Below are 23,262 nucleotides of genomic sequence, written 5' to 3'. Positions count from 1 at the left end.
AAGTGATAATTTAAGAAATCATTAATAACTTTTACCCTTTTACTTCTTTTCCTTTTTACTTTTTTTTGTACCTTTGCAGGCGTTAAAGCGACAATTATTCATTTAAATTTTAAGATATTATGGTTAATTACAAGGAATTAGGACTCGTGAATACTCGCGAGATGTTCAAGAAGGCAGTAGCTGGTGGCTATGCTATCCCCGCTTTCAACTTCAACACAATGGAGCAGATGCAGGCTATCGTACAGGCTGCTGTTGAGACCAAGTCACCTGTTATCATGCAGGTTTCAAAGGGTGCTCGTAACTATGCTAACGCTACAATCCTGCGTTACATGGCTGAGGGTGCAGTAGCCTATGCCAAGGAGTTGGGTTGCGAGAAGCCTGAGATCGTTCTCCACCTCGACCACGGTGATAGCTTCGAGCTCTGCAAGGACTGTATCGATATGGGATTCTCAAGCGTTATGATCGACGGTTCTTCACTGCCTTACGAGGATAACATCGCCCTGACAAAGAAGGTTGTTGAGTACGCTCATCAGTTCGACGTAACTGTAGAGGCTGAGCTCGGCGTTCTCGCTGGTGTTGAGGATGAGGTTGTAGCTGAGGAGAGCCACTACACAAAGCCTGAGGAGGTTATCGACTTCGCTACTCGCACAGGTTGCGACTCACTGGCTATCTCAATCGGTACTTCTCACGGTGCTTACAAGTTCAAGCCCGAGCAGTGCACACGCGATCCTAAGACTGGTAAGCTCGTTCCTCCCCCACTCGCATTCGACGTTCTGCACGAGATCGAGAAGAAGCTTCCTGGATTCCCCATCGTTCTCCACGGTTCTTCTTCAGTTCCTCAGGACGAGGTTGACACTATCAACAAGTTCGGTGGTAACCTGCCCGACGCAGTAGGTATCCCCGAGGAGCAGCTCCGCGAGGCTTCTAAGAGCGCTGTTTGCAAGATCAACATCGACTCTGACTCTCGTCTGGCTATGACTGCTGCTATCCGTCAGTACCTGGCTGAGCACCCCGATCACTTCGATCCTCGCCAGTACCTGAAGCCCGCTCGCGAGAACATGAAGAAGATGTACATCCACAAGATTGTGAACGTACTCGGTTCAGACGGCAAGCTCGGATAATCCAAGCATCACATTATAAAAAAAGTCCGAAAGTATCATGCTTTCGGATTTTTTTTGTATTTTTGCAGCCAGATAATAAACCTAACAATACAAAGAAGATGAAGACGAACGTTCTTAAACTTAGTATCGCAGCTTTATGTTGCATGGGTCTGGCTGCATCGTGCGCCCAAAAGGCTGCAGTTGTAGAAAGTCAGGAACTTACAACACTCAACACCGTTGGAAACCCCTATCTGCCATTGTGGGAGCATATTCCTGATGGCGAGCCTTACGTGTTCGACGATCCCGATAACCCAGGTAAGCAGCGTGTGTATATCTATGGTTCGCACGATAACCTGAAGGATGCCTATTGTGGTCGCGACCAAGTGGTATGGTCGGCTCCAACCGACGATCTGAGTCACTGGCGTTACGATGGCATCATCCTCACCGTAAACCGAAATGCCCGAGGCGAGGTATTCGACTCAGCAGCTACAGCCGACGTGCTGTATGCACCCGATATCACTTTTGTAACCGATAGCACAGGCAAGAAGACATATTATCTGTTCCCCAACGACCAGACAGGCTACCGCAATGCACTGATTGCCAAGAGCGACCGTCCGGATGGTCCTTTCGAAGTATGCAACTGGAGCAAGAAGAACCCCAACCAGGTTGAGGGAATCTATGGTTTCGACCCCGCTGTGTTTGTCGACGATGATGGTCGTGTGTATGGCTATTGGGGCTTTGAGCACTCATACGCCGCAGAGATTGATCCTGCCACCATGTGTACCGTTAAGCCTGGCACAGAGATGATTGATGGCATGGTATCAGGCCGCAACGAAGAGGGTATCTTCAGTTTCTTCGAGGCATCGAGCATCCGTAAAATCAAAGATAAATATGTGTTTATCTACAGCCGCTTTACCAAGGATGGCGAGTTTGGTTTGCCCACTAGCAACTACAACTTAGCCTATGCCTATAGCGACCAGCCATTAGGTCCTTGGACTTATGGTGGAACCATTATCGATGCGCGTGGTCGCGAGATTAACGAGAAGGGCGACACCATAGCATCGGCTGTTCCAGATGGCAACACCCATGGCAGTATCTGCGAGATCAACGGTCAGTGGTATGTGTTCTATCATCGCCAGACGGGTACCAACGAGTATGCACGCCAGGCCATGGTGGCTCCTATCAAGGTAACTGTCGAGGAAGGCGAAGGTGGTAAGGTAGAGATTACCGAGGGCGAATATAACTCCGAGGGTTTTGCACTCGCTGGTTTGAATCCATTCGAACGCCACTCAGCCGGTATTGCTTGCTGGCTTACTGGTCCTACACCTGCCGTTCACGAGTGGCCAAACAACAAGTTCTCGGGTTCGTATGTCGAGGTATCGTATGGTAACGATAAGAACTTCGACGATCCTTATGCCTTGGCCTGCAATACCAACCGTGTGGTTAACAATACCGATGGTTCAATCGTAGGCTACAAGTACTTTAACCTCAACGAGAGCAAGGGCAAGAATAATCTGAAGCTGTCGTTGAATCTCATCCCTGCAGGTATCGATGGTACTATTCAGCTGATGCTCGATCGGCCGTGGACATCGCAGAAAGGCAAGCTTCTTGGTAGCTTCGAACTCAAGGCCGACATGCCACAGGAGGCAACCGAAGCCGTTTTCGACCTGCCTGAGTTGGCCAAGCTTTCAGGTAAGCACGCCATCTACTTTGTATTCAAGTCGAATACCAAGCAGAAGTCGCTGTGTACCCTGTTGGATTTCGCATTTCAATACTCAGAGTAATACATGGAGATACAACCCATAGCATGGTTTGAATCACCATTCCCCACAAAGTTTGGTATTCCTCGTCAGAGCGGGTTGGTGCCCGACCTGACGGGGCGTATCGTGTTTGCACCAGAGTACCGACAGATGGAGGCCGTTCGCGGACTTGAAGCATTCGATTACCTGTGGATTATCTGGGAGTTCTCTGCCAATCGCGATGCCGAAAAGAGTCTCACCGTGCGTCCACCCCGTTTAGGCGGCAACCAGCGCATGGGTGTTTTTGCCACCCGTTCACCCTTCCGTCCAAACAATCTCGGACTGTCGTGTGCCCGTATCGACCGCATCGAGCACGATGCCAAATTAGGTCCCGTCGTCTATGTAAAAGGTGCCGACCTGATGCACCAAACACCCATCTACGACATCAAGCCCTATGTGGCCTATGCCGATGCCCACCCCGATGCCCGCAGCGGCTTTGTGGATAACACCGAGTGGGAACCTTTAAAAGTGGAACTCCCAAAAGAGTTGGAAAACAAAATCCCAACTGATCAGGTAGCATCCTTAATTGCCACCCTGCAGCAAGATCCCCGTCCCCGTTATCACAACGATCCCAACCGCATCTACGGCATGCCGTTCCTCACGTTCGACATCCGTTTTAAGGTTGCAGATAATGTATTAACAGTGGTAGAAATAAAGTAAAATTTGCAAAGTACCTAAAGAAATTTTGCACTCTAAGTACTTTGCAATTGAAAAGTCCTTAGGAATTTTTGAGGTGCCTCTTTTACTTCACTTCTACCCATTTGCCGTTGCGCTTTACTGCTTTTACTTTGCGTACGCGGCGGGTGCCTATTTGGTTGAAGTTTTTAGGATCAACAGATGGATGGGAAATCTGGCCTAACTGCTCCTGAGCACGCTTGGTGAGGCCAACAATCTTGCCATCGCAAAAGGCAAACTCCTTGTTGGCTGGGTCGATAATTACCTCGCGAAGATTAGGACAACCTTTCACAAGATCGACACCTATCTGATGAGTAGAAGCTGGAATATAGAGGCGCTCCAGCAGGGTGCAGTTTTCAAATACTCCAGCTCCCAGCGTGTCGATAGATTCTGGTAACGTCACTTCGGTAAGGTTCTTACATCCACAGAATGTACCACTCAGAATATTACGCACACCCTCAGGGATGTGGATACTCAACAGATTGGGACAAAAATTGAATGCCCCCTTACGTATACGCCATACCGACGAGGGAATGTCGACTTCATTAAGCATTATACAAGTATTAAACGCATCACGCCCTATCTGCTTGAGCTTCTTAGGCAGACGGACATAGAACAGCGTCTGCGTAGCGCATAATGCGGAATCGGGCAGATATTCCACCTCGGCATCTCTCAGATCGAGTGTGTGCAGGTCGCCTCCCTTGCCGACAAAACGATCCATTTGTGCCATCTGCTGCAATACCTTGAAGTCGCTCTTGTCGAGTGGTCCGCTAACGCGCAGATGTCGAATCTGTTTCCACTCGTTCTGTGGCAGCAGCTCGGCCAACTGTCCGGCATGCTCGGTCTTTACCACCTTAGACTCTGGCACATAGTCGGCCTTACCTATTCCAATAATTGCAGATTGGTTAATGTTGAATCCCCCAAGATCGTCGAGCGCATAATAACCGTCGCCTTTACCATCCCAGCCGAAGTTCACGTGTACACGCGAGCCACGCACGCCATCAATAATAAATATGTGGCCTAGTTTTTTGTCTCCATTCAGAAGTGAGCCTATCATCATGACCGGTCGGCCGCCCTGCAATTCGTCCATAATCAACCTTCGCCAAAGCCTTCTGCCTTCATCGCCAGGATATTGTTCGCGCATGATGATATAGATGTACGGATTTAATCCGAAGCACTTCTTCATCGCACAAAGCACGTTGAAGGGATTGGTTCCACTGCTGTTTTTGCCGTACGCAGTAAAAGCATTGACGCCACAATCGGTAACCAATCGAGCGATAGCACGTGCCTCTTCAGGTGTAGACGGGCGCTGAGGCATCAAATCCCACTGATATTTCTCGCCCTTGGGCGATACTGACGGCTCTTGCAGGTAGCGCATAACCTGTGCCATAGCGAGAGCGCCGCAGCCTGCAAGACTATTAGGACCTGCCAGCGACTCCTTAGGGCAGAACATATTATAAGGTGCGGCTTGTCCCCATTGGGTTTGTATCAGTGGCAGAATTTCTTGCGCCTGCATAGAAGCGCAGGCTATAACAGTGAATGTTAAGCCAGTAAAGTATCTTAATATGTGATGCATTAAATATTCATTATTTATTTCTTGGCACCGATGACTTTCGAGATGTCCATCATCATGCCGCCGTTGCCAGTCATGATCTGAGGCATCTTGCCATCCCACTTCTCAATCATGTCCTCCTGAACAATCATGGGCGAGAGTGATGCGGCGATGGTGCGGTTGTAGTAGGCCTCGGCATCGGCCTTAATCTTCATGGCCTTGGCATTACCCTCGGCTTTGGCCACAGCAATCTTGGCATTAGCCTCAGCCTCCTTTACCTCGTTCTCAGCCTTCAAGGCACTCTGGATGGCGGTGTTCTTGGCATCAATCATAGAGAGAAGCGATGATGGTGGGGTAATCTTTGAGGTGAACTCCTCAACCAGGAAGCCCTCGCTCATGAGCGACTTCTCCAAACGGGCACGCACATCGCGCTCAAAATTGGCACGGTTAGACATGAGTGAATCAGAGGTGTACTGGTTAGCACAGGTACGATAGGCCTCGTAGATACAGGTGCGGATATAGCCCTCCTCGAGTTCCTTAACACCCACACGATATTTAGTAAAAATGTCGCAAGCCTTATCTGGGTTGATACGATAGGCAATGGTAGGATCCATCTCGAAGAGCGAAGCATCCTTGGCATTTACCGAGAAGGTTTCGTACTGCTTACGCTGGGTGAACGTAGGATAGGTAAACACGTTGGTGGTGATGGGGTTATAGAACACCCAACCCTTACAAGTGCCCTCTACGCCACCATAGTCCTGCTCGTTGAGCGACCATTTGTGGAAACGGATACCCACCTCACCTGAATCAACTACTGTACAGCAGGTGGTAAACAGAATCAGAATAAACACAAAGCCTCCCAATCCGTAGGCCAGCAGACGATAATACGGTTTCAATGAATTCATAACTTATAGCTTTTTTATTGTTGCATGATTGATATCGGTTGCAAAAATACAAAAAAAGTTGGAAAGACTGCACCACCAAACAGATTTTTTCGTATATTCGCACCATAAAACATGTATTACTAAAAACCTTGAGCTTATGAAAGTAGGAATTCCAAAAGAGATTAAGAACAATGAGAACCGTGTTGGTATGACGCCTGCGGGTGTGGCCGAACTCACACGTCGCGGTCATGAGGTAAGTGTGCAGCATACGGCTGGCGAAGGCAGCGGATTCAGCGACGACGACTATGTGAAAGCTGGTGCGCGCATACTGCCTAGCATCGAGGCTGTGTATCGTGAATGCGACATGATTGTGAAGGTAAAAGAGCCCATTGAGCCCGAGTATGAGCTGGTTCGCGAGGGACAGTTGCTATTTACCTATTTCCACTTTGCCTGCGAAAAGGAGCTTACAGAGGCGATGCTGAAAAGCAAAGCAGTTTGTCTTGCTTACGAAACAGTACAACTGCCTAACGGTTCGCTCCCCCTGTTGCAGCCTATGAGCGAGGTGGCCGGACGCATGGCCACACTGAATGGTGCCTATTATCTGCAGAAAACCAAAGGCGGAAAGGGTAAACTGATTAGTGGTGTGCCAGGTGTGAGTCCGGCTAAGGTGCTGGTACTTGGTGGCGGTGTGGTTGGCGAGGCAGCTGCCTTGATGGCCGCAGGTCTGGGTGCCGACGTGACTATTGCCGATATCTCGCTGCCACGTTTGCGCCAACTAGATATTGAGACACCAGCCAACGTGCATACCCTGTATTCGTCGGAGCATAACATCCGACAGATGTTGCCAACAGTTGATATTGTGGTAGGTAGTGTGTTAGTGCCAGGCGATAAGACACCACACCTGATTACACGTGAGATGCTGAGACTGATGGAGCCAGGAACAGTGCTGGTTGATGTGGCTATCGACCAGGGTGGCTGTTTCGAGACATCGCGCCCCACCACACATAGCGAACCCGTTTATACCGAGGAGGGTATTGTACACTACTGCGTAGCCAACATCCCAGGTGCTGTACCTAACACCTCTACCCTCGCCCTCACTAATGCTACGTTGCGTTATGCCATTGCACTGGCCGATAAGGGCTGGCAGCAGGCTTGCAAGGACGACCCAGCACTGGCTAAGGGACTGAACATTGTAGAAGGAAAGGTAACCTACAAGGCTGTGGCTGATGTATTCGGTCTGCCTTACGAGAAGATTATCTAACTACGTATTTCTTTCCATCACGGATATAGATACCAGCCTTAGTGGGTGTGTGGATAGCACGACCGCTAAGGCTGTACCATTGATGGCTGGCAGTTTGCGATGCAGAGACGGAACGAATACCTGTGGAAGATGATACGGGCTGTTCAGGATAGACACCACGTACATAAACGCGATACCCTTTAGCCTCGATATCAAACGTATGTGAGGCATGAAGCGTAACCTGCTGTCTGCTGGTGCCCTGGGCAATGGTTCTGCTATCAAGCCAAAGGCTCCAATCACCCTCAGTAAGTCCGTTGATAGTAGCCGATGCATCTGTAGTACCCATATTAAGAACTACCAGCACCTGACTATCACCCAAAGTACGGGTATAAGCAAAAACGCTTGTGCTACCTTGTACATCAAACAGCTGGGTTGCAGGATTATCAGCGGTCTGTTTGGCATGACTCAAAGCTGGCACTGCATGCTTTAATGCAAACAGCGTGCGCAGGGTGTTCAGCATCTTATCATCTTTTGCTGTCCAATCAATCTTGGTATCGTTGAAATAGTCGAGAGCCTGATTTCCGCCAACTTCCTGACCATTGTAAACAAGTGGCATTCCATAAACGGTATAAGCAAGTACTGTGAGGGGATAACGGTTATCGCCATACTTCTGAGTGAGCGTTTTCTTGGTTTCATTATAATTCTGATCGTGATTAGTGACATAGAGCATGCGACCAAACGATATATCAGCAGATTTCTGTATCAGCGTATTGACAAACGCCTTTAATCGCGACGCTGCCGTGCCATTGGCATAGCTGGCCAATGATGACTGGAACTGCCAGGCATAATCGTAATCAAAGCCAACACTCTTTAACCGGGTTGCATCGGATGCGATATCGGCCTCGCCAAGGAAGGTTACTGGTTTCAGCGCTTTTATCATCGGGATAGTGGTTTGCCAATACGAGGCTGGAATCTGAGGACTACTGATATAATCGCAGCGATAGCCATCAATATCAGCCTCATCGATCCAGAACTTCAGGCAATCGTTCATAGCATTAACTAAGTCGGCATTGCCATAATCCAGCTGCCACACATCGCCATAGTTGTTGGGATGAACCATCTGTCCACCACTCGTTAAGTAGTATTCAGGATGAGTTGTTACCCAGTCGGCATTGGTGGCCGTATGGTTAGGCACCCAATCGAGCCATACCTCCATTCCTAATTCATGGGCACGAGCCACAAAGGTCTTCAAGTCAGCAATAGAACCATAACTAGGATTAGTTTGCTGGAAGTTGGTAGCAGCATAGGGACTATTGATACCTCCGCCACGGGGATAGATGGGCATGAGCCACACCACATCGACACCCAACGTTTTGAGTTCGTGCAACCGGGCCTGGGCAGCAGAAAAGGTTCCCTCGGTAGTAAACGAGCCTACATTCATCTCGTACACCACACGGTGCCCATCGGAGCGCATCTCAACCGATTTGTTAATGTCATCCACATAATCGGCAGCAAACAGGCCACCAACATTCAAAGTAAACAGAAGTGCAATTAAAATTTTATTCATAACCAACCAAAATTAAAAAGTGGGGCGACCGTTCTTCACAGAGCAGCCTGCCCCTATGAGTACTCAAATTCAGTAATACCTTTAGTTTAATGATGAAGCAGGTGATTACTGTTTAACGTATACTGCATAACCGTTGGCCTCTAACTTGAGAGGCGACGATCCAGAGAGAGTGCAATCAGAAATACTGGGACCGTTTAAGATTGTCCGACTGTTAAGCCACTGCTGATAGTTGCCTGCTGCAAGCGCAGGGATTATTACCTCAACATCATAGCCACCAAAGTTTACCATCACTACCACGTTGTTACGTTTCCAAGCTAACACGTTACTATCGTTGGTATCGAGAAACTCCACTGGAGCAGTCTCGGCCAATGAGGGTTGCTGGTGATGCAAGGCGATGAGGGTACGGATGGTGTTCAGCATCTTATGATCTACACGCTGCCACTTTACTTTGGCATCGGTAAAATAATTCAGTGTATCGGGATCGCCAATCTCCTGACCATTATAGATGAGCGGCATGCCCTGCAGGGTAAACTCAAGAACGGAAAGGCCATAACGATGTTCGCCATAGAACTTGCGCAACGTGTTACCACCATCGTTGTAGTTCTGATCGTGATTGGTGAGATAAACCATACGACGATTCTTTACTTTAGCCGACTTATCGAGGAATCGCTGACAAATCTGCTTCAGCGTATCAGTATTAAAGCCACGACGGCACAAACGCGCCATTGCCCCCTGAAAACTCCAAGCATAATCGTAATCGAAACCGCACGAATCGATACGCTGGTTATGACGGTCGGTAATGTCGGTCTCGCTCATCATCTCGATTTTCTTACCAGGTTTTAATGTTTTGAGCTGGGCAATGATATCCTGCCAGTAAGATACGGGAATGGTGGGACTCGACACATAATCGCAACGATAGCCATCAACATCGCACTCGTTGATCCAGAACTTCAAAGCCGAGTTTACCTCGTTTACCAATGCGGGATTCTGATAGTTCAACTCTAACACATCGCCCCAGCCATGTGGATGAATCATCTGGCCCTTGTCGTCGCGGGTAAAGTAATCAGGGTGCGACTGTACCCAAGGATTCTCCTGAGCCACATGGTTAGGGACCCAGTCGAGCCATACCTTCATGCCCAGCTGATGAGCACGAGCCACAAAAGCCTTAACATCATCAACCGTTCCGTATTTGGGGTTCACAGCCTTGTAATCCATTGCGGCATAAGGACTATTCACAGTAGCGCCACGCGGATAGATGGGCATCAACCAGATAATATCAATGCCCAATGTATCGAGCCTGCCTAACTGCTGTGCTGCAGCCTGGAATGTACCCTCGGCAGTAAAGGCGCCCACGTTCATCTGATAGATGACACGGTTGGCATCGCTTACAGGCTGGGTATTATCAACAACAAGACTTTTGGTAGCCCCGCCACAGGCTGAGAGCATCAGCGCTGTGGCGAGGATAAGATTACTGCAGTACTTCATAACCACCATCGAAAATGCGGATATAGATGTCGTGATCAATCGTAAAGTTCAGATCGCCACCTTCCCACTGCACACCACCATTGTTATTATTGGGGATGAGATTAAGATTCAAACCGGTATTGGCTGCACCCATATCAAAATAGGTATACTCTACCCCACCGATGGTCTGGGTGCCTGTAACGGGTATTCCAGGCCAACCGCCAAAGGCTTCGGCATCGCCCCAGGCATACAAGGCCAGATCGGTCTGACTCGACTCGTTCAGCACAAACAGGGCAAAGCCATCGTGTTCAACTTTTGCTTCGGCACCAATCTCTTCTATACCATCAGGCGTGATACGCAGATAGATGTTACGATCGATGGTAAAGTTGAAGTCGGCCAACTGTGTTCCGTTTCCACCATTATTAAATATCAGGTTCTCAACCAATCCGGTGTTAGCAGCACCCATATCAAAGTATTTCCAGGTGATACCATCGTGATTCCAAGTACCAGTAACCTGCATACCTGGCCAGTCGCCATTCATATTGTTGATGTCGCCCCACATATAAAGGGTGAGCACATCCCAACCAGTCTGGTCGTCGACATACACACAGAATCCGTCGTGCTCTGGTTCAGGTGCCTCGCCGCCACTCCAGTAGTAGCTTTCCCAACGCTGTCCCCATACATTTGTAAAGGTGCCAATACCAGGATTGTCGGTATGCATAGCGGCCTCGCCAGCAGTAGTAAACTCCTTACCCTGATTCTTTGAGTAGAAGCTGAAGCCATCGGCCAGCGACTTACCTGCTACAAAGCTGTTGGGATCGAGATAGATGCCCCACTTTACATTACTGTTTGGCGCTTTGGTCAACAAATACTGTGGATCACCGATCGCCTCATCGTCGCCATTAAAAGCACCAGTGATATAAATCTCCTCGTCGGCAGTAGTGCCAAAGGGAGCAATAAACTCCAACAGGATGCGATCGGTACGTGTATCGAACTGCTGGCGCTCGTGATCAAACACGATATCCTCGTTTTTTGTGCAGCTGCTCATCAAGCTCACAAAAGCCATCATGACCAGAAACGCACTATATATTTTCTTGCTCATATTCTTTAATGTTTTATGTTTAATAGTTGGGATTCTGAACCAAGCCGGGATTTACAGAGATGGCTGTTTGTGGCAATGGATACCATTCGTACTTGCGGTCGCGCTTAGCGGGCAGGCTGATACCATCCTCGGTAGCACGTCCCCAGAACCACCACTGTCCCTGAGTGAACTTATCAAAACGACGCAGGTCGGTACGACGGCGGTTACCCTCACCCAGGTATTCCTTACCCCACTCAGAGAGCATCCAGTCCATATCAAAATTATCGAAACCAGGACCTGGCACATTCAGAGCGGCAGTACGATCGGATGCCTTGAAGTAACGCTGGCGCACAGCATCAACATACTTCTTTGCCTCGGCACTGTTACCCTTACGCATCTCGCACTCAGCTACATTATAATAAGCCTCGGCCAGACGGAACTGTACATCATCGATGCTCTTGAAACCGCCATTCTCATCGTTTGGATAGAGAGGATACTTAACCAGACGAACGCCCGAGTTGGTTTCGCCCCAACGAGGACTCATCACCGTTTCAAGGTCGCGACCCTGATTCAGGAAGGTGCCCAACTGATCGACAAATACCAGATCCTGACCATCGCGGTCGGCATCGGCCTTCAGCACGTCGCCGGTACCAAAATTGGCACGTACCAAGCCTTTCAGGAACATACCCGGGCCATGGGTCTTGGTGGCTGCATCGTAGGTATAGTTCTGCTTACGGATATCGCGGTCGTCGAAGCGCTCATAGGGCGCGCCCAATTTATCGCCATAATCCAAGAAACTCTTGGCACCGATTGAACCACCTGTTGGCTGAACGGTACCCGAGTTATCGAACGAAGGAACCAAGCATACGCAGTTCCAGGCACCGATACCATCGTAGCTCTGTCCGAAGTAATCGGCATAACCATACCACATACCGACCATGGTACGTACGTTAGAGATGGCGTTAGCAGCACCCTGACCATCCTCGGCAGCAAGGGCGAAGATTACCTCGGGACTCTTTACATTATCCATCGAGTACAGGTTACGGTAGTTGCTATCAATCGCATAATTGCCATAAGTACCACCAATGATATCTTTCGAAAGCTGTTCACACTCATCGTAGTGGTTCTCGCCGATAAACACCTCGGCATTGAGCAACAAACGAGCCTTGAGCAAACGGTTCATGGCCTGGTTGGCACGGTTCACCATCGAGTGGTTGTCGTCGTCCTTTGCCAATGCGCCAACCGTCTCGTCGAGTTCAGTAGCAATAAAATCGTATATCTTCTTGCACGATGTATCCCAGTCAGGATCAGCCGAACCAGGCACCTCACTACTAGCCGAGGTATTCAATGGCAGCGCGCCACCCCAAAGTTCGAAGATACAGTAATAGTTCCATGCACGTATGGTGCGAACCTCGGCTACATACTGTGCCAACTGAGCATCGGTCATACCAAGACTGGCAGCACTCAGCCCCTCGAGATCGCTCAGCAACAGGTTCGAGAGTCCGATAGCTGTCCAAGCGCCGTTCCAGGCATTATTAATGATGGTAGATTCTGAAGTCCAGTTGTGCCAAGAGAGCACGGTCTTCATAGCCTCGTCCCATCCCCAAAGTCCACCATTCCACACACGCCATGTAATCTGGTCGGAGGGATATTCTGAAAGGTGGAAGAAATTCTCACCAGCCAAGGTCTGTGATGTCTGGCCGTAGATGGCAGCCACAGCACCTTTCACACTGGCTTCATTCTGATAATATACACCGGCGTCGATACGATCGTACACTTTCTCATCGAGATCAGTACATGCCGTAAGCCCTAAACCCAGTGCCATCGCAATGATGCTATATTTGATTGTTTTCATATCTCTTAATTCTATATTCTTAAATCATAATTAGTGAAAGCGCAGAGTCACACCCAGACTTACCTGAGTGGCCTGTGGATAGGCGCTATTAGAGTCGATACCAGGAGTGATACCTGTTGAGGTAACAATTGAAGGATCGTTGCCTTCATAACCTGTGAGTGTAAACACATTCTTGGCTGTGAGATAAACACGCAGACTCTCAACCAATTGACGGTTCTTTGGAGTATAGGTATAACCCAAAGTCACGTTGTCGAGTTTTACATAGTCGCCTTTCTCAAGAAAATAACTTGAGATGATACCACCACTCGACTCCACATTACTATAATCAGTATAAGCACTACGCAGTACGTTATCAGTACCTGATCCCTTGAGGCCCATGCCATACTTACGCATGTTGAAGATCTCGTAGCCCAGGGCACTACGGAAGAGCATGCTCAGATCCCAATTCTTGTAGCTGATAGAGTTGCTCCACGACAGGAAGTGCTTAGGTGCGCCATTACCGATGGTGCGCTTGTAAGAAGGATCAGCCTGAGCTGCAGGCACCTTATTGCCATCGTTATCGTAGATGAGCAACAGTCCATTCTCGTCGATACCAGCATGCTCATAGCCATAGAACTGACCTATCTTTCCACCCTCCTCAACACGGAAGAAGTACTCGCTGGTGCCAGGACCTGGTTTCTGATACAGATCCAGATAAGCCATCTGGTAAGCATCGCTAGAGAGTTTTGTAAGCTTGGTATCGCCCATACTCCAGTTGATACCGGTGGTCCACTTCAAGCCTTTCTTGGCAATCACGTCATAATCCAACGAGACCTCGATACCAGTATTCTTGGTGGTTCCCACATTCACCAGAATGGTGTTGTAGATGAATGGTGGCTGGGGAGCTGTGTAGTTGTAAAGCAGATCCTGCGAACGACGGTCGAAATACTCAACGCTACCACGCAAACGACTCTTGAATGCAACAAAATCCAGACCTACGTTGAAAGCAGTCGACTTTTCCCAAGCCAAATCAGGGTTAGCATTCAATGATGGTGCATAACCATTAATCCACTGGTTATCGATAAGATAAGCACCACGGGTGCTATAGGTGGCTATACTCTGATAAGCATTAAAGTCGGAACGACCTGTTACACCATAGCTTACGCGAGGTTTCAGGCTCTGGAAAGTATGCTGCAAGCTCTGAGCAAATGGCGTATTAATGATTTCCCATGCCAACGAAGCAGATGGGAAGTTACCCCACTTTTTGTTAGCACCAAACTTAGTGCTACCCTCACGACGCATAGAGGCCGAAGCGTAGATGATATCATTGAAATTGTAATTCAATCGACCGAAGAAACCTATCAATGTAGATTCTGATGAGCCTGCCCAAATGTTGGCTTTGCCATCGCGCAGATAGCTACCGTTGCCAATGCCATGATACGAAAGGGCATCGTAAACAAAGCCCATATTCTCGTTACCACTCTGCTCCCACATGCTACGCTCCCATGAATAGCCAAGCACAGCCTTAAGCTGGTGCTGCTTCAGCGTCATGGTGTAGTTGATGAGGTACTCCAAGCGGTTGGTCCACCACTTCTGATAGTTGATGCGAGCACGACCATCATAACCATTCCAGAACGATTCGCTCGAGGTTGATGGTGTATAGAAGTTATCCTTCAGGTCGTTGTACTGCAAGGCATAGCTCAATGAGGTATTCAGGTTGTGCTGCTCTAACTGCAGGATATTGAGTTTTACATCTGCATTACCCAACAAATAGATGCGATCGCCCTGACTCACGTTCTCTTTCAGATCGTTCACTGGGTTGTGGATATCTGTAGGTGAATTGGGCTGATAATAAGTGCCATCAGCATTTTTCACAGGGATGGTTGGGTTCATGGTGAGGGCAGTATCAAACAAGCCGTCGTTACCCCACTTCTCGTGTACCTTACGGGCAGAGAGTGAAGAGTTGAACTGCAAACGGTTGTTGAGCACACGCTGCTCGCCTACAAAGCGACCACCGTATTCCTCACGACCCGATACGATATCCAAACCATTACCTTTCTTATAATTAACAGAGAGTCCGAAATAACCATTCTTAGTTGATGAATCAACAGAGATATACTGGTTGAGACTATAGCTTACCGGACGGGTAATCTCGCCCCACCAATCGGTATCGGCACCGTAGTCCTGACCGCGACGTGAACGACGGAACTCGTCGGTAGAGAGAATATCTACACGGGGCTTCTGAATATTGAGTGCGATATAGCTGTCGTAGGTTACGTTAGTAACACCAGCCGAGCCCGAGCCTTTCTTAGTTGTAACCAGGATAACACCATTAGCACCACGGGTACCATAGATGGCAGCCGAGCCGGCATCCTTCAGTACGGTAATCGACTCAACATCCTGGGTAGCAATGTTACGCAGATCGCCACCGGCTATACCATCGATAACAACCAGCGGGCCGTTGCTAGCTGTCAACGAACCAGCACCACGCACCTGGATATCGGTCATGGCATTAGGATTGGCATCGGCAGTTGCAGCCACATTCAGACCAGCCACCTTACCAGCAATCAGCGCCATAGGGTCGCTGGCTGCACCTTGGTTAAACTGGTCCTTGTTAATCTGAACCACTGAGCTCGATATTTCTTTCTTAGCCATCGAGCCATAACCAACCACAACCACTTCGTTCAGCTGTGCCACATCCTCTTTCAGCACAACCTCCATGCCGTCCTTGGCTTTCAGTTCCTGTGGATTGTAGCCGATGTAAGAGAACACCAACGTAGCTCCAGGCTTACATGACAGCTTGAAGTTTCCGTCGAAGTCAGTCACTGTACCATTCGATGTTCCTTTGACAATGATCGAGGCGCCAATAACGGCTATGCCCGATTCGTCCTTCACACGACCATTAATCGTGGTCTGTGCCGAAACATCCAAAGCGAAAAACATCACCGCCAACATTATCAGCAGGCGATAACAAAGATTCTTTGATCTTTTCATCTTCATTGGTTTTTTGTTAAAATTAGAGTTATAAAAAAAGTTTTAGTTGAAAATATCTTGCCTTTTATTGCTTAGCTTTCTCAATCCTGACGGCAGCGCCACCACTACGAGCCAGACGCAGGTGCAGGGTGTCGGCTTTAGTAACAGCAATCTGGCGTATCGTCATCTCGTATGGATTACGCTCAAAGTCGGCTTCAGGTCCATCCTCGTAGATAATAGCACGATAAGTGGCACCTTCGTCAAGGAAATCGAGTGACACTTCCAGACTACGAGCCTCCTCGTTAGTAATACTGCCGATAAACCAGCTGTCGCCGCCACGCTCCTTACGGGCGATGGTGATATACTTACCAATCTCACCGTTGGGCACTAAAGTACGACTCCATGTGGTAGGACAACTCTCAATAAAGCTGAGTGCAGGCTGACCTTCGTAATTCTCGATGGCATCGGCTGCCATCTGTAACGGACTGTAGATGACGACAAACTCACCCAGCTGCTTGGCCAATGTAGAGTGCGGATGAGTGCCTGGCACAATCTCCGAGAAATTAAAGATGGCAGGCGTAAAATCGGTAGGACCAGCTAAACCACGGGTAAACGGCAGCGTAACGGTGTGAGATGGTGGATTACCACCACGACGATCCCAGGCATTATATTCCTGACCACGCACACCTTCCTGGGTCATCAGGTTTGGCCAAGTGCGCTGTATGCCAGTAGGCATAGCTGGCTCGTGATTATCTATCATGATATGATGCTTGGCAGCACACTCTATCACCTTACGATAATGACGGATACCATACTGCGACTTAGCTAACTCCTTACCATCAAAGTAATGTCCAACGTATCCCGTCTTTACGGCACGAATGCCCAATCGTTCGAACCAGTTGAAAGCCTGTTCCATCTGACTCTCCAGGAGAGAGGCATTACCCCAGGTTTCGGTATGACCGATAAATCGTACACCTTTTTGCAAGCCATACCGGGTTACTTCGTGCATATCAAAATCGGGGTACGACTCCAGATAGCTAATCTTCTCGCCCTGTCCCCAACCAGGATTCCAGCCCTCGGCCAACACACCGCTGAAGCCATGACGGGCAGCAAAGTCCATATAGCGTTTCACGTTCTCGGTCGTAGCACCATGGGTAGGCCCCATCTCCCAAGTGTTCTGTTTTTTGTGGATGCTCCACCAGATGCCGATATAACGGCCTGGCTCAATCCACGATGTATCTTTAATTTGTGATGGTTCATTCAGATTCAGCATCAGGTTCGAGGTGAGCAATCCACCTGCTGTTTTGCTGATAATCATCGTACGCCAGGGACTCTTAAGCTGCCCCTTGGCATACACCTTTACCCCACTACGCCAAGGTGTAAGGGCGGTAAGTAATCTAACAGCGCCACCATCCGCACTCCGGGGGGTGAGATTAATGCTGGCATAATCCTCGAGTGCAGCCTCGTGGATGGCCAGATACAAATCCTTCTCATACTCTATTGTAAGTGGTGTGCATACAGTATCCTTCTGGCTCAGCATTCCGGCCTTATAGATTCCTTCGAAATACTCGGTATGGTTAGTGGGTATCGACCAGGCTTTGGCATCGTGTGCCAAAGTCATCTCGGTCAACTCGTCCATAATCTGGAATTCCTTTCCTTTATTATAATCTGGCAGGATATAACGGAAACCGAAGCCATCATTATACACACGGAACACCACTTGCATAGGCTGTCCAGACTGTTCGCGGAAATTTACCATCAGTTCATTGTAATGATTATGAGTGATATCATTTTCGCCCCAAGGCTGATTCCAAATCTCGTCCTTCTGCGAGCGAGCTACCTTGCCCATCTTTGTCTTAGCACCCAACTCACCATTATTTAATAGGTATCCTAAATGCGAGGGGGCCACAACAGCTTTTCCCTCATAGTTTACCATATAAAATGGTTGTTGATTCTTCACGCCGACGGTAACCGTCACGGCACCGTCGGGCGAAGTTACCTTAACGTTTCCGGCATTACTTTTAGTAACACCATTCATTACCAAACTAACCAATATAACAAATCTAACAAACCTCAGTAATCGCATAATTTTGAAATTTTTCGGCAAAGATAGAGATATCATTCTACGCCTCCAAGCGCCACAAACAAATATCTAAACTCTCAAAAACGCAAACATCTGGAAATAAACTGGTTATAATTTAGACTCATCACAAAAATCTAAAGAAAATCAATCGCAATTTGGCATAAATAGGCTTATATTATTTGGTTATTTCAGAAAGATATCGTATCTTTGTGCCCAACAACATAACACAAACAACTCTAACTTATGATACGACAATGCATCATTTTGATTCTGATGGTTCTGACCACAGAGAGTCGGGCTCAACAAGCAAGTAACCGACAGCTTTATCAAACGCTCGACAGCTTGATAGAACACTACGACCAGTTAACAGCCGATAAGGAACGCCGCGTGGCAGCCATCAAGGAGGGAGTTAAAGGTATTACTTTAACTGCTGAGCAGCAATACGACCTGAACCAACGACTCTACGACGAATATGTTGCCTATAAGTTCGACTCTGCTTTCTATTATATAGATAAGAATGTGAAAGCCTTGCGCAAATCGGGCAACCACAATCGTTTTGCAGCCAGCGCCGTACGTATGGCACATATTCTGGCTGTTACAGGACTCTTTGATCGTGCCCGCCGACTGCTGGATGAAGTAGCAGTTGACTCGATTAACGACCAACAGAAGATAGCCTTTTACAACCAACAAAGTGAGCTGAACCTGTACCGTTCGGAAATGGCTCAGAACACCGAATACTTCTACGACTATATACAACGAGTACAATACTATCGACAGCTGGTGATACAGATTGCGCCCAAAGACAGTTACGATTATATCTTTAATCAGGCTACCTACATTTGCGAGGCTGGCGACACCAACAAAGCCATACAGATGCTTGAAGACTACCTGCTGAAGCTTGAAGAGGGTACGCGTGCTTACAGTATTGTTACCAGCACGCTGGCTTTCTTCTACCAAACCAAGGAGATGCAACAACAGCAGGAACGTTATCTTCTGCTCAGCGCCATCAGCGATGAGCGATGCGCCATCCGTGAGAACAACTCGCTACGCATACTTTCAGAGATACTAATGAACCGCGGTAATAACGACGATGCCTACCGTTATCTGTTACAAGCCATCAGCGAGGCCCGTTTCTATGGTAGTCGCATCCGCATGATGCAAGTAGGACGCATGGCGCCGCAGATTCTGCAACTGTACGATGCCGAGCGCACTCAGACCCAGCAGCGCACCAACCTACTGCTGGCCATCATATCCTTTATCTCGCTGGTACTTGCAGGTATCATCGTCTATACCCTACGTCTGTATCGCAAAAAACACGCAGCTGGTTTGCAGATTATCGAGATGAACAAGATTCTGGCTAAGCATACCGAAGAGATTGAGACTGTTAACACGCAGATGAAAGAAGCCAATCGCATTAAAGAGGAATACATTGGACGTTTTCTGGAACTCAGCAGTATGTTGCTTTCAAACACCGAGCAACGCATGAAACAGTTAAACCGATTAGCTAGAGAACGAAAACTGGAGGAACTATATGCCGAACTCAAAACGATGGAACCAGTAAACACAGGTATCCGCACTTTCCATAGTCATTTCGACACCGCCTTCCTTAACATCTACCCCCACTTTATCAGCGAGGTCAACAAGTTACTTACACCTGAGAATCAGTTCATTACCGACAACGACGGGGCTACAGCCAAGCGTTTAACAACCGAGTTACGCATTCTGGCTCTTATCCGCCTTGACATTACCGACAATCAAGAGATTGCCGATATTCTCCGTTCCAGCATCACCACCATCTACACCTACCGTTCTAAACTCAAAGCCAAAGCCCTCAACAAAGAGACTTTCGAAGACGACGTACGTAAGATTGCCACTTATTAGCTCGAGGATATTCCCAGTTAGGGAAAATTTATTCCCCAGTTAGGGAAATATTTTTTCCCAACGTGGGAACTTTGGGGAAAATTTTATAACTTTGTCGCCGAATATGGAAGAAGTAAGCAAGATACCATCTGAGTGGAACAAATTCTACTTGAAGGATGTGTCGTTCGTGAACCTGATGACACGACGCATCTTTAATGTGCTGATTGTGGCCAATCCCTACGATGCGTTTATGCTCGAAGACGACGGTCGTGTGGATGAGAAGATCTTCGACGAGTATATGGAGCTAGGTATGCGATACCCACCCACGTTCCGACAGGTGTCGACAACCGAGGAGGCACACGAAGTGCTACACAACACGGATATCGACCTGGTAATCTGTATGCCTGGTAATGCGGATAACGACGCCTTTACCGTAGCACGCGAAATCAAGGCCGAGCATCCCAACATTCCTTGCGTGGTGCTTACCCCCTTCTCGCATGGTATCACCAAACGTATTCAGGACGAGGATATGTCGGTGTTCGACTACGTGTTCTGCTGGTTGGGTAACACCAACCTCATTATGAGCATCATCAAGCTGATTGAGGACAAGATGAACATCGAGCACGACATCAAGGAGGCCGGCGTACAGATGATTATGCTGGTTGAGGATAACATCCGCTTCTACTCGAGCGTGCTACCAAACCTCTATAACTATATTCTGGCTCAGAGTAAACGTTTCTCGACCGAGGCGCTGAACCCGCATGCGGCTGCCCAGCGTAAACGCGGACGCCCCAAAGTGGTACTGGCTACCACCTACGAGGAGGCCATGCAGCTGTACGAGAAGTATCACGAGAACACCTTAGGTGTTATTAGTGATACCCGATTCCCCATGCAAGTACACGAGGGCCGACTGAGCCACGTAGAGGATGGCGACCCAGAGGCAGGATTGAAACTGCTGAGGGAGATTCGCCGTCGCGACGAGTATGTGCCCCTGATTCTCGACTCTTCGGAGATAACCAACAAAGAAAAAGCCGAAGCTGAGGGATTCCACTTTATAGATAAGAACTCGACCAAGATGAATGTGGACCTGCACCACCTGATGGAGGAACACATGGGTTTTGGCGACTTTATATTCCGCGATCCGAAAACCAAGGAAGAGGTGTTCCGTGTATCGTCGCTGAAGGAACTGCAGGACAACATCTTCAAGATTCCTTACGACTCGATGCTCTACCACGTGAGTCGCAACCACATGAGTCGCTGGCTTACAGCACGTGCCATCTTCCCTGTTTCGGCCTTCTTGAAGCATGTTACCTGGCATAAGCTGCAGGACGTGGATGCCCACCGACAGATTATCTTTGATGCCATCGTACAGTACCGAAGGATGAAGAATATTGGTGTGGTAGCTGTGTTCGACCGATTGAAGTTCGACCGCTATGCCCACTTTGCCCGTATCGGTGAAGGTTCTTTGGGCGGTAAAGGTCGTGGTCTGGCATTCCTTGATAACATTATCAAGCGCCACCCCGAGCTGAACCAGTTTGAACAGGCCAAGGTATCGATTCCCAAAACGGTGGTATTGTGTACCGATTTCTTCGACGAGTTTATGGAGAAGAACAACCTGTGGACAATTGCCCTGAGCGATGCCAGCGACGAGGAGATTCTGCAGCACTTTATGCGTGCCCAGTTGCCCGACTCGCTGATAGCCGACTTCTTTACCTTCTTTGATGCCGTAAAGAGTCCTATCGCCATCCGTTCAAGTTCGTTGCTCGAGGATTCGCACTACCAGCCCTTTGCAGGTATCTACTCTACCTACATGATTCCATATCTGGATGATAAGTACGAGATGCTGCGCATGTTGGCCTGTGCCATCAAGGGTGTGTATGCCTCGGTTTACTATAAGGACTCGAAGGCCTACATGCTGGCCACACAGAACGTGATCGACCAGGAGAAGATGGCTGTGATTCTGCAGGAGGTAGTGGGCAAGCAGTATGGCGACCTGTACTACCCCAACTTCAGTGGTGTGCTACGTTCGTTGAACTACTACCCCATCGGCGACGAGACTGCCGAAGAGGGTATTGCATCGCTGGCTGTAGGATTAGGCAAATATATCGTAGATGGCGGTCAAACCCTGCGCGTGTCGCCCTATCACCCCAAGCAGGTGCTGCAGACATCGGAGATGGAGACTGCCCTGAGCGAGACCCAGACCCGATTCTATGCGCTTGATATGGCCCATGTTGGTGATGACTTTAAGGTTGACGACGGCTTTAATATCAAGAAAGTACGCGTAAAGCAGGCTGCCGAAGATGGTGCGCTTACCTATCTGGCCTCGACCTATGATCCTACCGACAACATTATCCGCGATGGTATCTACGAAGGTGGTCGTAAGGTCATCTCGTTCTGCGGTGTGCTGCAGCACGATGTATTCCCATTACCCGAGCTGTTGCAGATGGCACAGAAGCTGGGTGCCGACGAGATGAAGCGCCCCGTAGAGATTGAGTTTGCCTGCAACCTGAACGACGACCGTACAGGCGAGTTCTACCTGCTGCAGATTCGTCCTATCGTAGATGCCAAGCAGGTGCTGGATGAAGACCTGCAACAGATACCCGATAGCGACTGCTTGCTGCGCTCGAACAACTCACTGGGGCATGGTATTTCCGAGGATGTGGTGGATGTGGTATATGTAAAGACCGACGACGATTTTACCGCTGTAAACAATCCCACTATCGCCAGCGAGATTGAGGAGATTAACCGCAAGTTCCTACAGGCCGACAAGAACTATGTGCTGATTGGTCCAGGCCGCTGGGGTTCGAGCGATTACTGGCTGGGCATTCCCGTAAAATGGCCTCACATATCAGCAGCAAGGGTGATTGTTGAGGTAGGATTGAAGAACTACCGTGTTGACCCCTCGCAGGGCACACACTTCTTCCAGAACCTCACCTCGTTCGGTGTAGGCTACTTCACCATCAACACCTATACGGGCGACGGGGTATTCCAGAAGGAGCTGCTCGACCAGATGCCCGCTGTAGAAGAAACCCAGTTCGTACGTCACGTGCGCTTCGACCATCCGCTGAAAATCATGATGGATGGTAAGAAACAAACAGGCGTAATACTGCGATGAGATACAGGCCCTGCTGCAATAATCAGATTGCTAGC

General features: G+C 48.7%; 14 protein-coding genes. 6 read left to right on the top strand and 8 right to left on the bottom strand.

The annotated features are described in order from the left end of the window. Positions 1-119: 119 nt before the first annotated feature. The 3 genes from T499_RS0101785 (at position 120) to tsaA (ending at position 3,559) form a co-directional block, all read left to right on the top strand. Positions 120-1,121, top strand: coding sequence for a class II fructose-bisphosphate aldolase (locus tag T499_RS0101785; RefSeq protein WP_033149511.1), 1,002 nt, complete (start codon positions 120-122; stop codon positions 1,119-1,121). A 98-nt stretch (positions 1,122-1,219) separates the two neighbouring features. After that, the gene (locus tag T499_RS0101780) at positions 1,220-2,884 is read left to right on the top strand and encodes a family 43 glycosylhydrolase (protein ID WP_033149510.1); all 1,665 of its coding nucleotides are present in this window, start codon (positions 1,220-1,222) and stop codon (positions 2,882-2,884) included. A gap of 3 nt (positions 2,885-2,887) precedes the next feature. Continuing rightward, complete coding sequence (gene tsaA / locus T499_RS0101775) at positions 2,888-3,559, top strand: tRNA (N6-threonylcarbamoyladenosine(37)-N6)-methyltransferase TrmO (RefSeq protein ID WP_033149509.1); 672 nt, start codon at positions 2,888-2,890, stop codon at positions 3,557-3,559. Positions 3,560-3,641: 82 nt separating this feature from the next. Here tsaA and T499_RS0101770 read toward each other — a convergent pair whose 3' ends face one another. Both T499_RS0101770 and T499_RS0101765 read right to left on the bottom strand, forming a co-directional pair. Beyond that, positions 3,642-5,150, bottom strand: a complete 1,509-nt coding sequence (locus T499_RS0101770; protein WP_084162851.1) for a C10 family peptidase — start codon at positions 5,148-5,150, stop codon at positions 3,642-3,644. A 14-nt stretch (positions 5,151-5,164) separates the two neighbouring features. Continuing rightward, the gene (locus T499_RS0101765; RefSeq protein ID WP_143010946.1) at positions 5,165-6,031 is read right to left on the bottom strand and encodes a prohibitin family protein; all 867 of its coding nucleotides are present in this window, start codon (positions 6,029-6,031) and stop codon (positions 5,165-5,167) included. A 136-nt stretch (positions 6,032-6,167) separates the two neighbouring features. Between T499_RS0101765 and ald the strand changes: the two genes are divergently transcribed. Continuing rightward, positions 6,168-7,271, top strand: a complete 1,104-nt coding sequence (gene ald, locus T499_RS0101760; protein ID WP_028906946.1) for an alanine dehydrogenase — start codon at positions 6,168-6,170, stop codon at positions 7,269-7,271. On the opposite strand, the gene T499_RS0101755 is transcribed toward ald, so the two are convergent. The 6 genes from T499_RS0101755 to T499_RS0101730 form a co-directional block, all read right to left on the bottom strand. Then, on the bottom strand, positions 7,264-8,817 hold the full coding sequence (locus tag T499_RS0101755; RefSeq protein ID WP_084162850.1) for an alpha-amylase family glycosyl hydrolase: 1,554 nt from the start codon (positions 8,815-8,817) through the stop codon (positions 7,264-7,266). The two genes, ald and T499_RS0101755, sit on opposite strands and share 8 nt — an antisense overlap. A gap of 105 nt (positions 8,818-8,922) precedes the next feature. After that, positions 8,923-10,302, bottom strand: coding sequence for an alpha-amylase family glycosyl hydrolase (locus T499_RS0101750; RefSeq protein ID WP_198021226.1), 1,380 nt, complete (start codon positions 10,300-10,302; stop codon positions 8,923-8,925). Further along, positions 10,286-11,383, bottom strand: a complete 1,098-nt coding sequence (locus T499_RS0101745) for a starch-binding protein (protein WP_084162849.1) — start codon at positions 11,381-11,383, stop codon at positions 10,286-10,288. Before T499_RS0101745 ends, T499_RS0101750 begins: the two co-directional genes overlap by 17 nt. Before the next feature lie 19 nt (positions 11,384-11,402). Next, entirely contained in the window at positions 11,403-13,217 is a 1,815-nt protein-coding gene (locus T499_RS0101740; protein ID WP_033149506.1) for a RagB/SusD family nutrient uptake outer membrane protein, read from the bottom strand. A 30-nt stretch (positions 13,218-13,247) separates the two neighbouring features. Then, positions 13,248-16,196, bottom strand: coding sequence for a SusC/RagA family TonB-linked outer membrane protein (locus T499_RS0101735; RefSeq protein WP_033149505.1), 2,949 nt, complete (start codon positions 16,194-16,196; stop codon positions 13,248-13,250). Between the two features lie 58 nt (positions 16,197-16,254). Further along, positions 16,255-18,255, bottom strand: a complete 2,001-nt coding sequence (locus tag T499_RS0101730; protein WP_033149504.1) for a glycoside hydrolase family 97 protein — start codon at positions 18,253-18,255, stop codon at positions 16,255-16,257. 240 nt (positions 18,256-18,495) lie between these two features. Here T499_RS0101730 and T499_RS0101725 point away from each other — a divergent pair, with 240 nt between their 5' ends. Further along, positions 18,496-20,133, top strand: a complete 1,638-nt coding sequence (locus tag T499_RS0101725) for a DUF6377 domain-containing protein (protein WP_157054468.1) — start codon at positions 18,496-18,498, stop codon at positions 20,131-20,133. 103 nt (positions 20,134-20,236) lie between these two features. Further along, on the top strand, positions 20,237-23,227 hold the full coding sequence (locus tag T499_RS0101720; protein ID WP_033149503.1) for a PEP/pyruvate-binding domain-containing protein: 2,991 nt from the start codon (positions 20,237-20,239) through the stop codon (positions 23,225-23,227). Positions 23,228-23,262: the final 35 nt, after the last annotated feature.

It is taken from the genome of Prevotella sp. RM4, from assembly GCF_000701965.1.
Lineage (GTDB): Bacteria > Bacteroidota > Bacteroidia > Bacteroidales > Bacteroidaceae > Prevotella > Prevotella ruminicola.
The sequence above is the reverse complement of the archived record's forward strand: the minus strand, read 5'-3'. Positions and strand labels throughout refer to the sequence as shown.

Bases quoted from the DNA above. Each gene is read 5' to 3' on its own strand.
- T499_RS0101780 (WP_033149510.1), top strand. From the start codon at position 1,220: ATGAAGACGAACGTTCTTAAACTTAGTATCGCAGCTTTATGTTGCATG.
- T499_RS0101730 (WP_033149504.1), bottom strand. From the start codon at position 18,255: ATGCGATTACTGAGGTTTGTTAGATTTGTTATATTGGTTAGTTTGGTA.
- T499_RS0101745 (WP_084162849.1), bottom strand. From the start codon at position 11,383: ATGAGCAAGAAAATATATAGTGCGTTTCTGGTCATGATGGCTTTTGTG.
- T499_RS0101770 (WP_084162851.1), bottom strand. From the start codon at position 5,150: ATGCATCACATATTAAGATACTTTACTGGCTTAACATTCACTGTTATA.
- tsaA (WP_033149509.1), top strand. From the start codon at position 2,888: ATGGAGATACAACCCATAGCATGGTTTGAATCACCATTCCCCACAAAG.
- T499_RS0101755 (WP_084162850.1), bottom strand. From the start codon at position 8,817: ATGAATAAAATTTTAATTGCACTTCTGTTTACTTTGAATGTTGGTGGC.
- ald (WP_028906946.1), top strand. From the start codon at position 6,168: ATGAAAGTAGGAATTCCAAAAGAGATTAAGAACAATGAGAACCGTGTT.
- T499_RS0101725 (WP_157054468.1), top strand. From the start codon at position 18,496: ATGATACGACAATGCATCATTTTGATTCTGATGGTTCTGACCACAGAG.
- T499_RS0101750 (WP_198021226.1), bottom strand. From the start codon at position 10,302: ATGAAGTACTGCAGTAATCTTATCCTCGCCACAGCGCTGATGCTCTCA.
- T499_RS0101720 (WP_033149503.1), top strand. From the start codon at position 20,237: ATGGAAGAAGTAAGCAAGATACCATCTGAGTGGAACAAATTCTACTTG.
- T499_RS0101765 (WP_143010946.1), bottom strand. From the start codon at position 6,031: ATGAATTCATTGAAACCGTATTATCGTCTGCTGGCCTACGGATTGGGA.
- T499_RS0101740 (WP_033149506.1), bottom strand. From the start codon at position 13,217: ATGAAAACAATCAAATATAGCATCATTGCGATGGCACTGGGTTTAGGG.
- T499_RS0101735 (WP_033149505.1), bottom strand. From the start codon at position 16,196: ATGAAGATGAAAAGATCAAAGAATCTTTGTTATCGCCTGCTGATAATG.
- T499_RS0101785 (WP_033149511.1), top strand. From the start codon at position 120: ATGGTTAATTACAAGGAATTAGGACTCGTGAATACTCGCGAGATGTTC.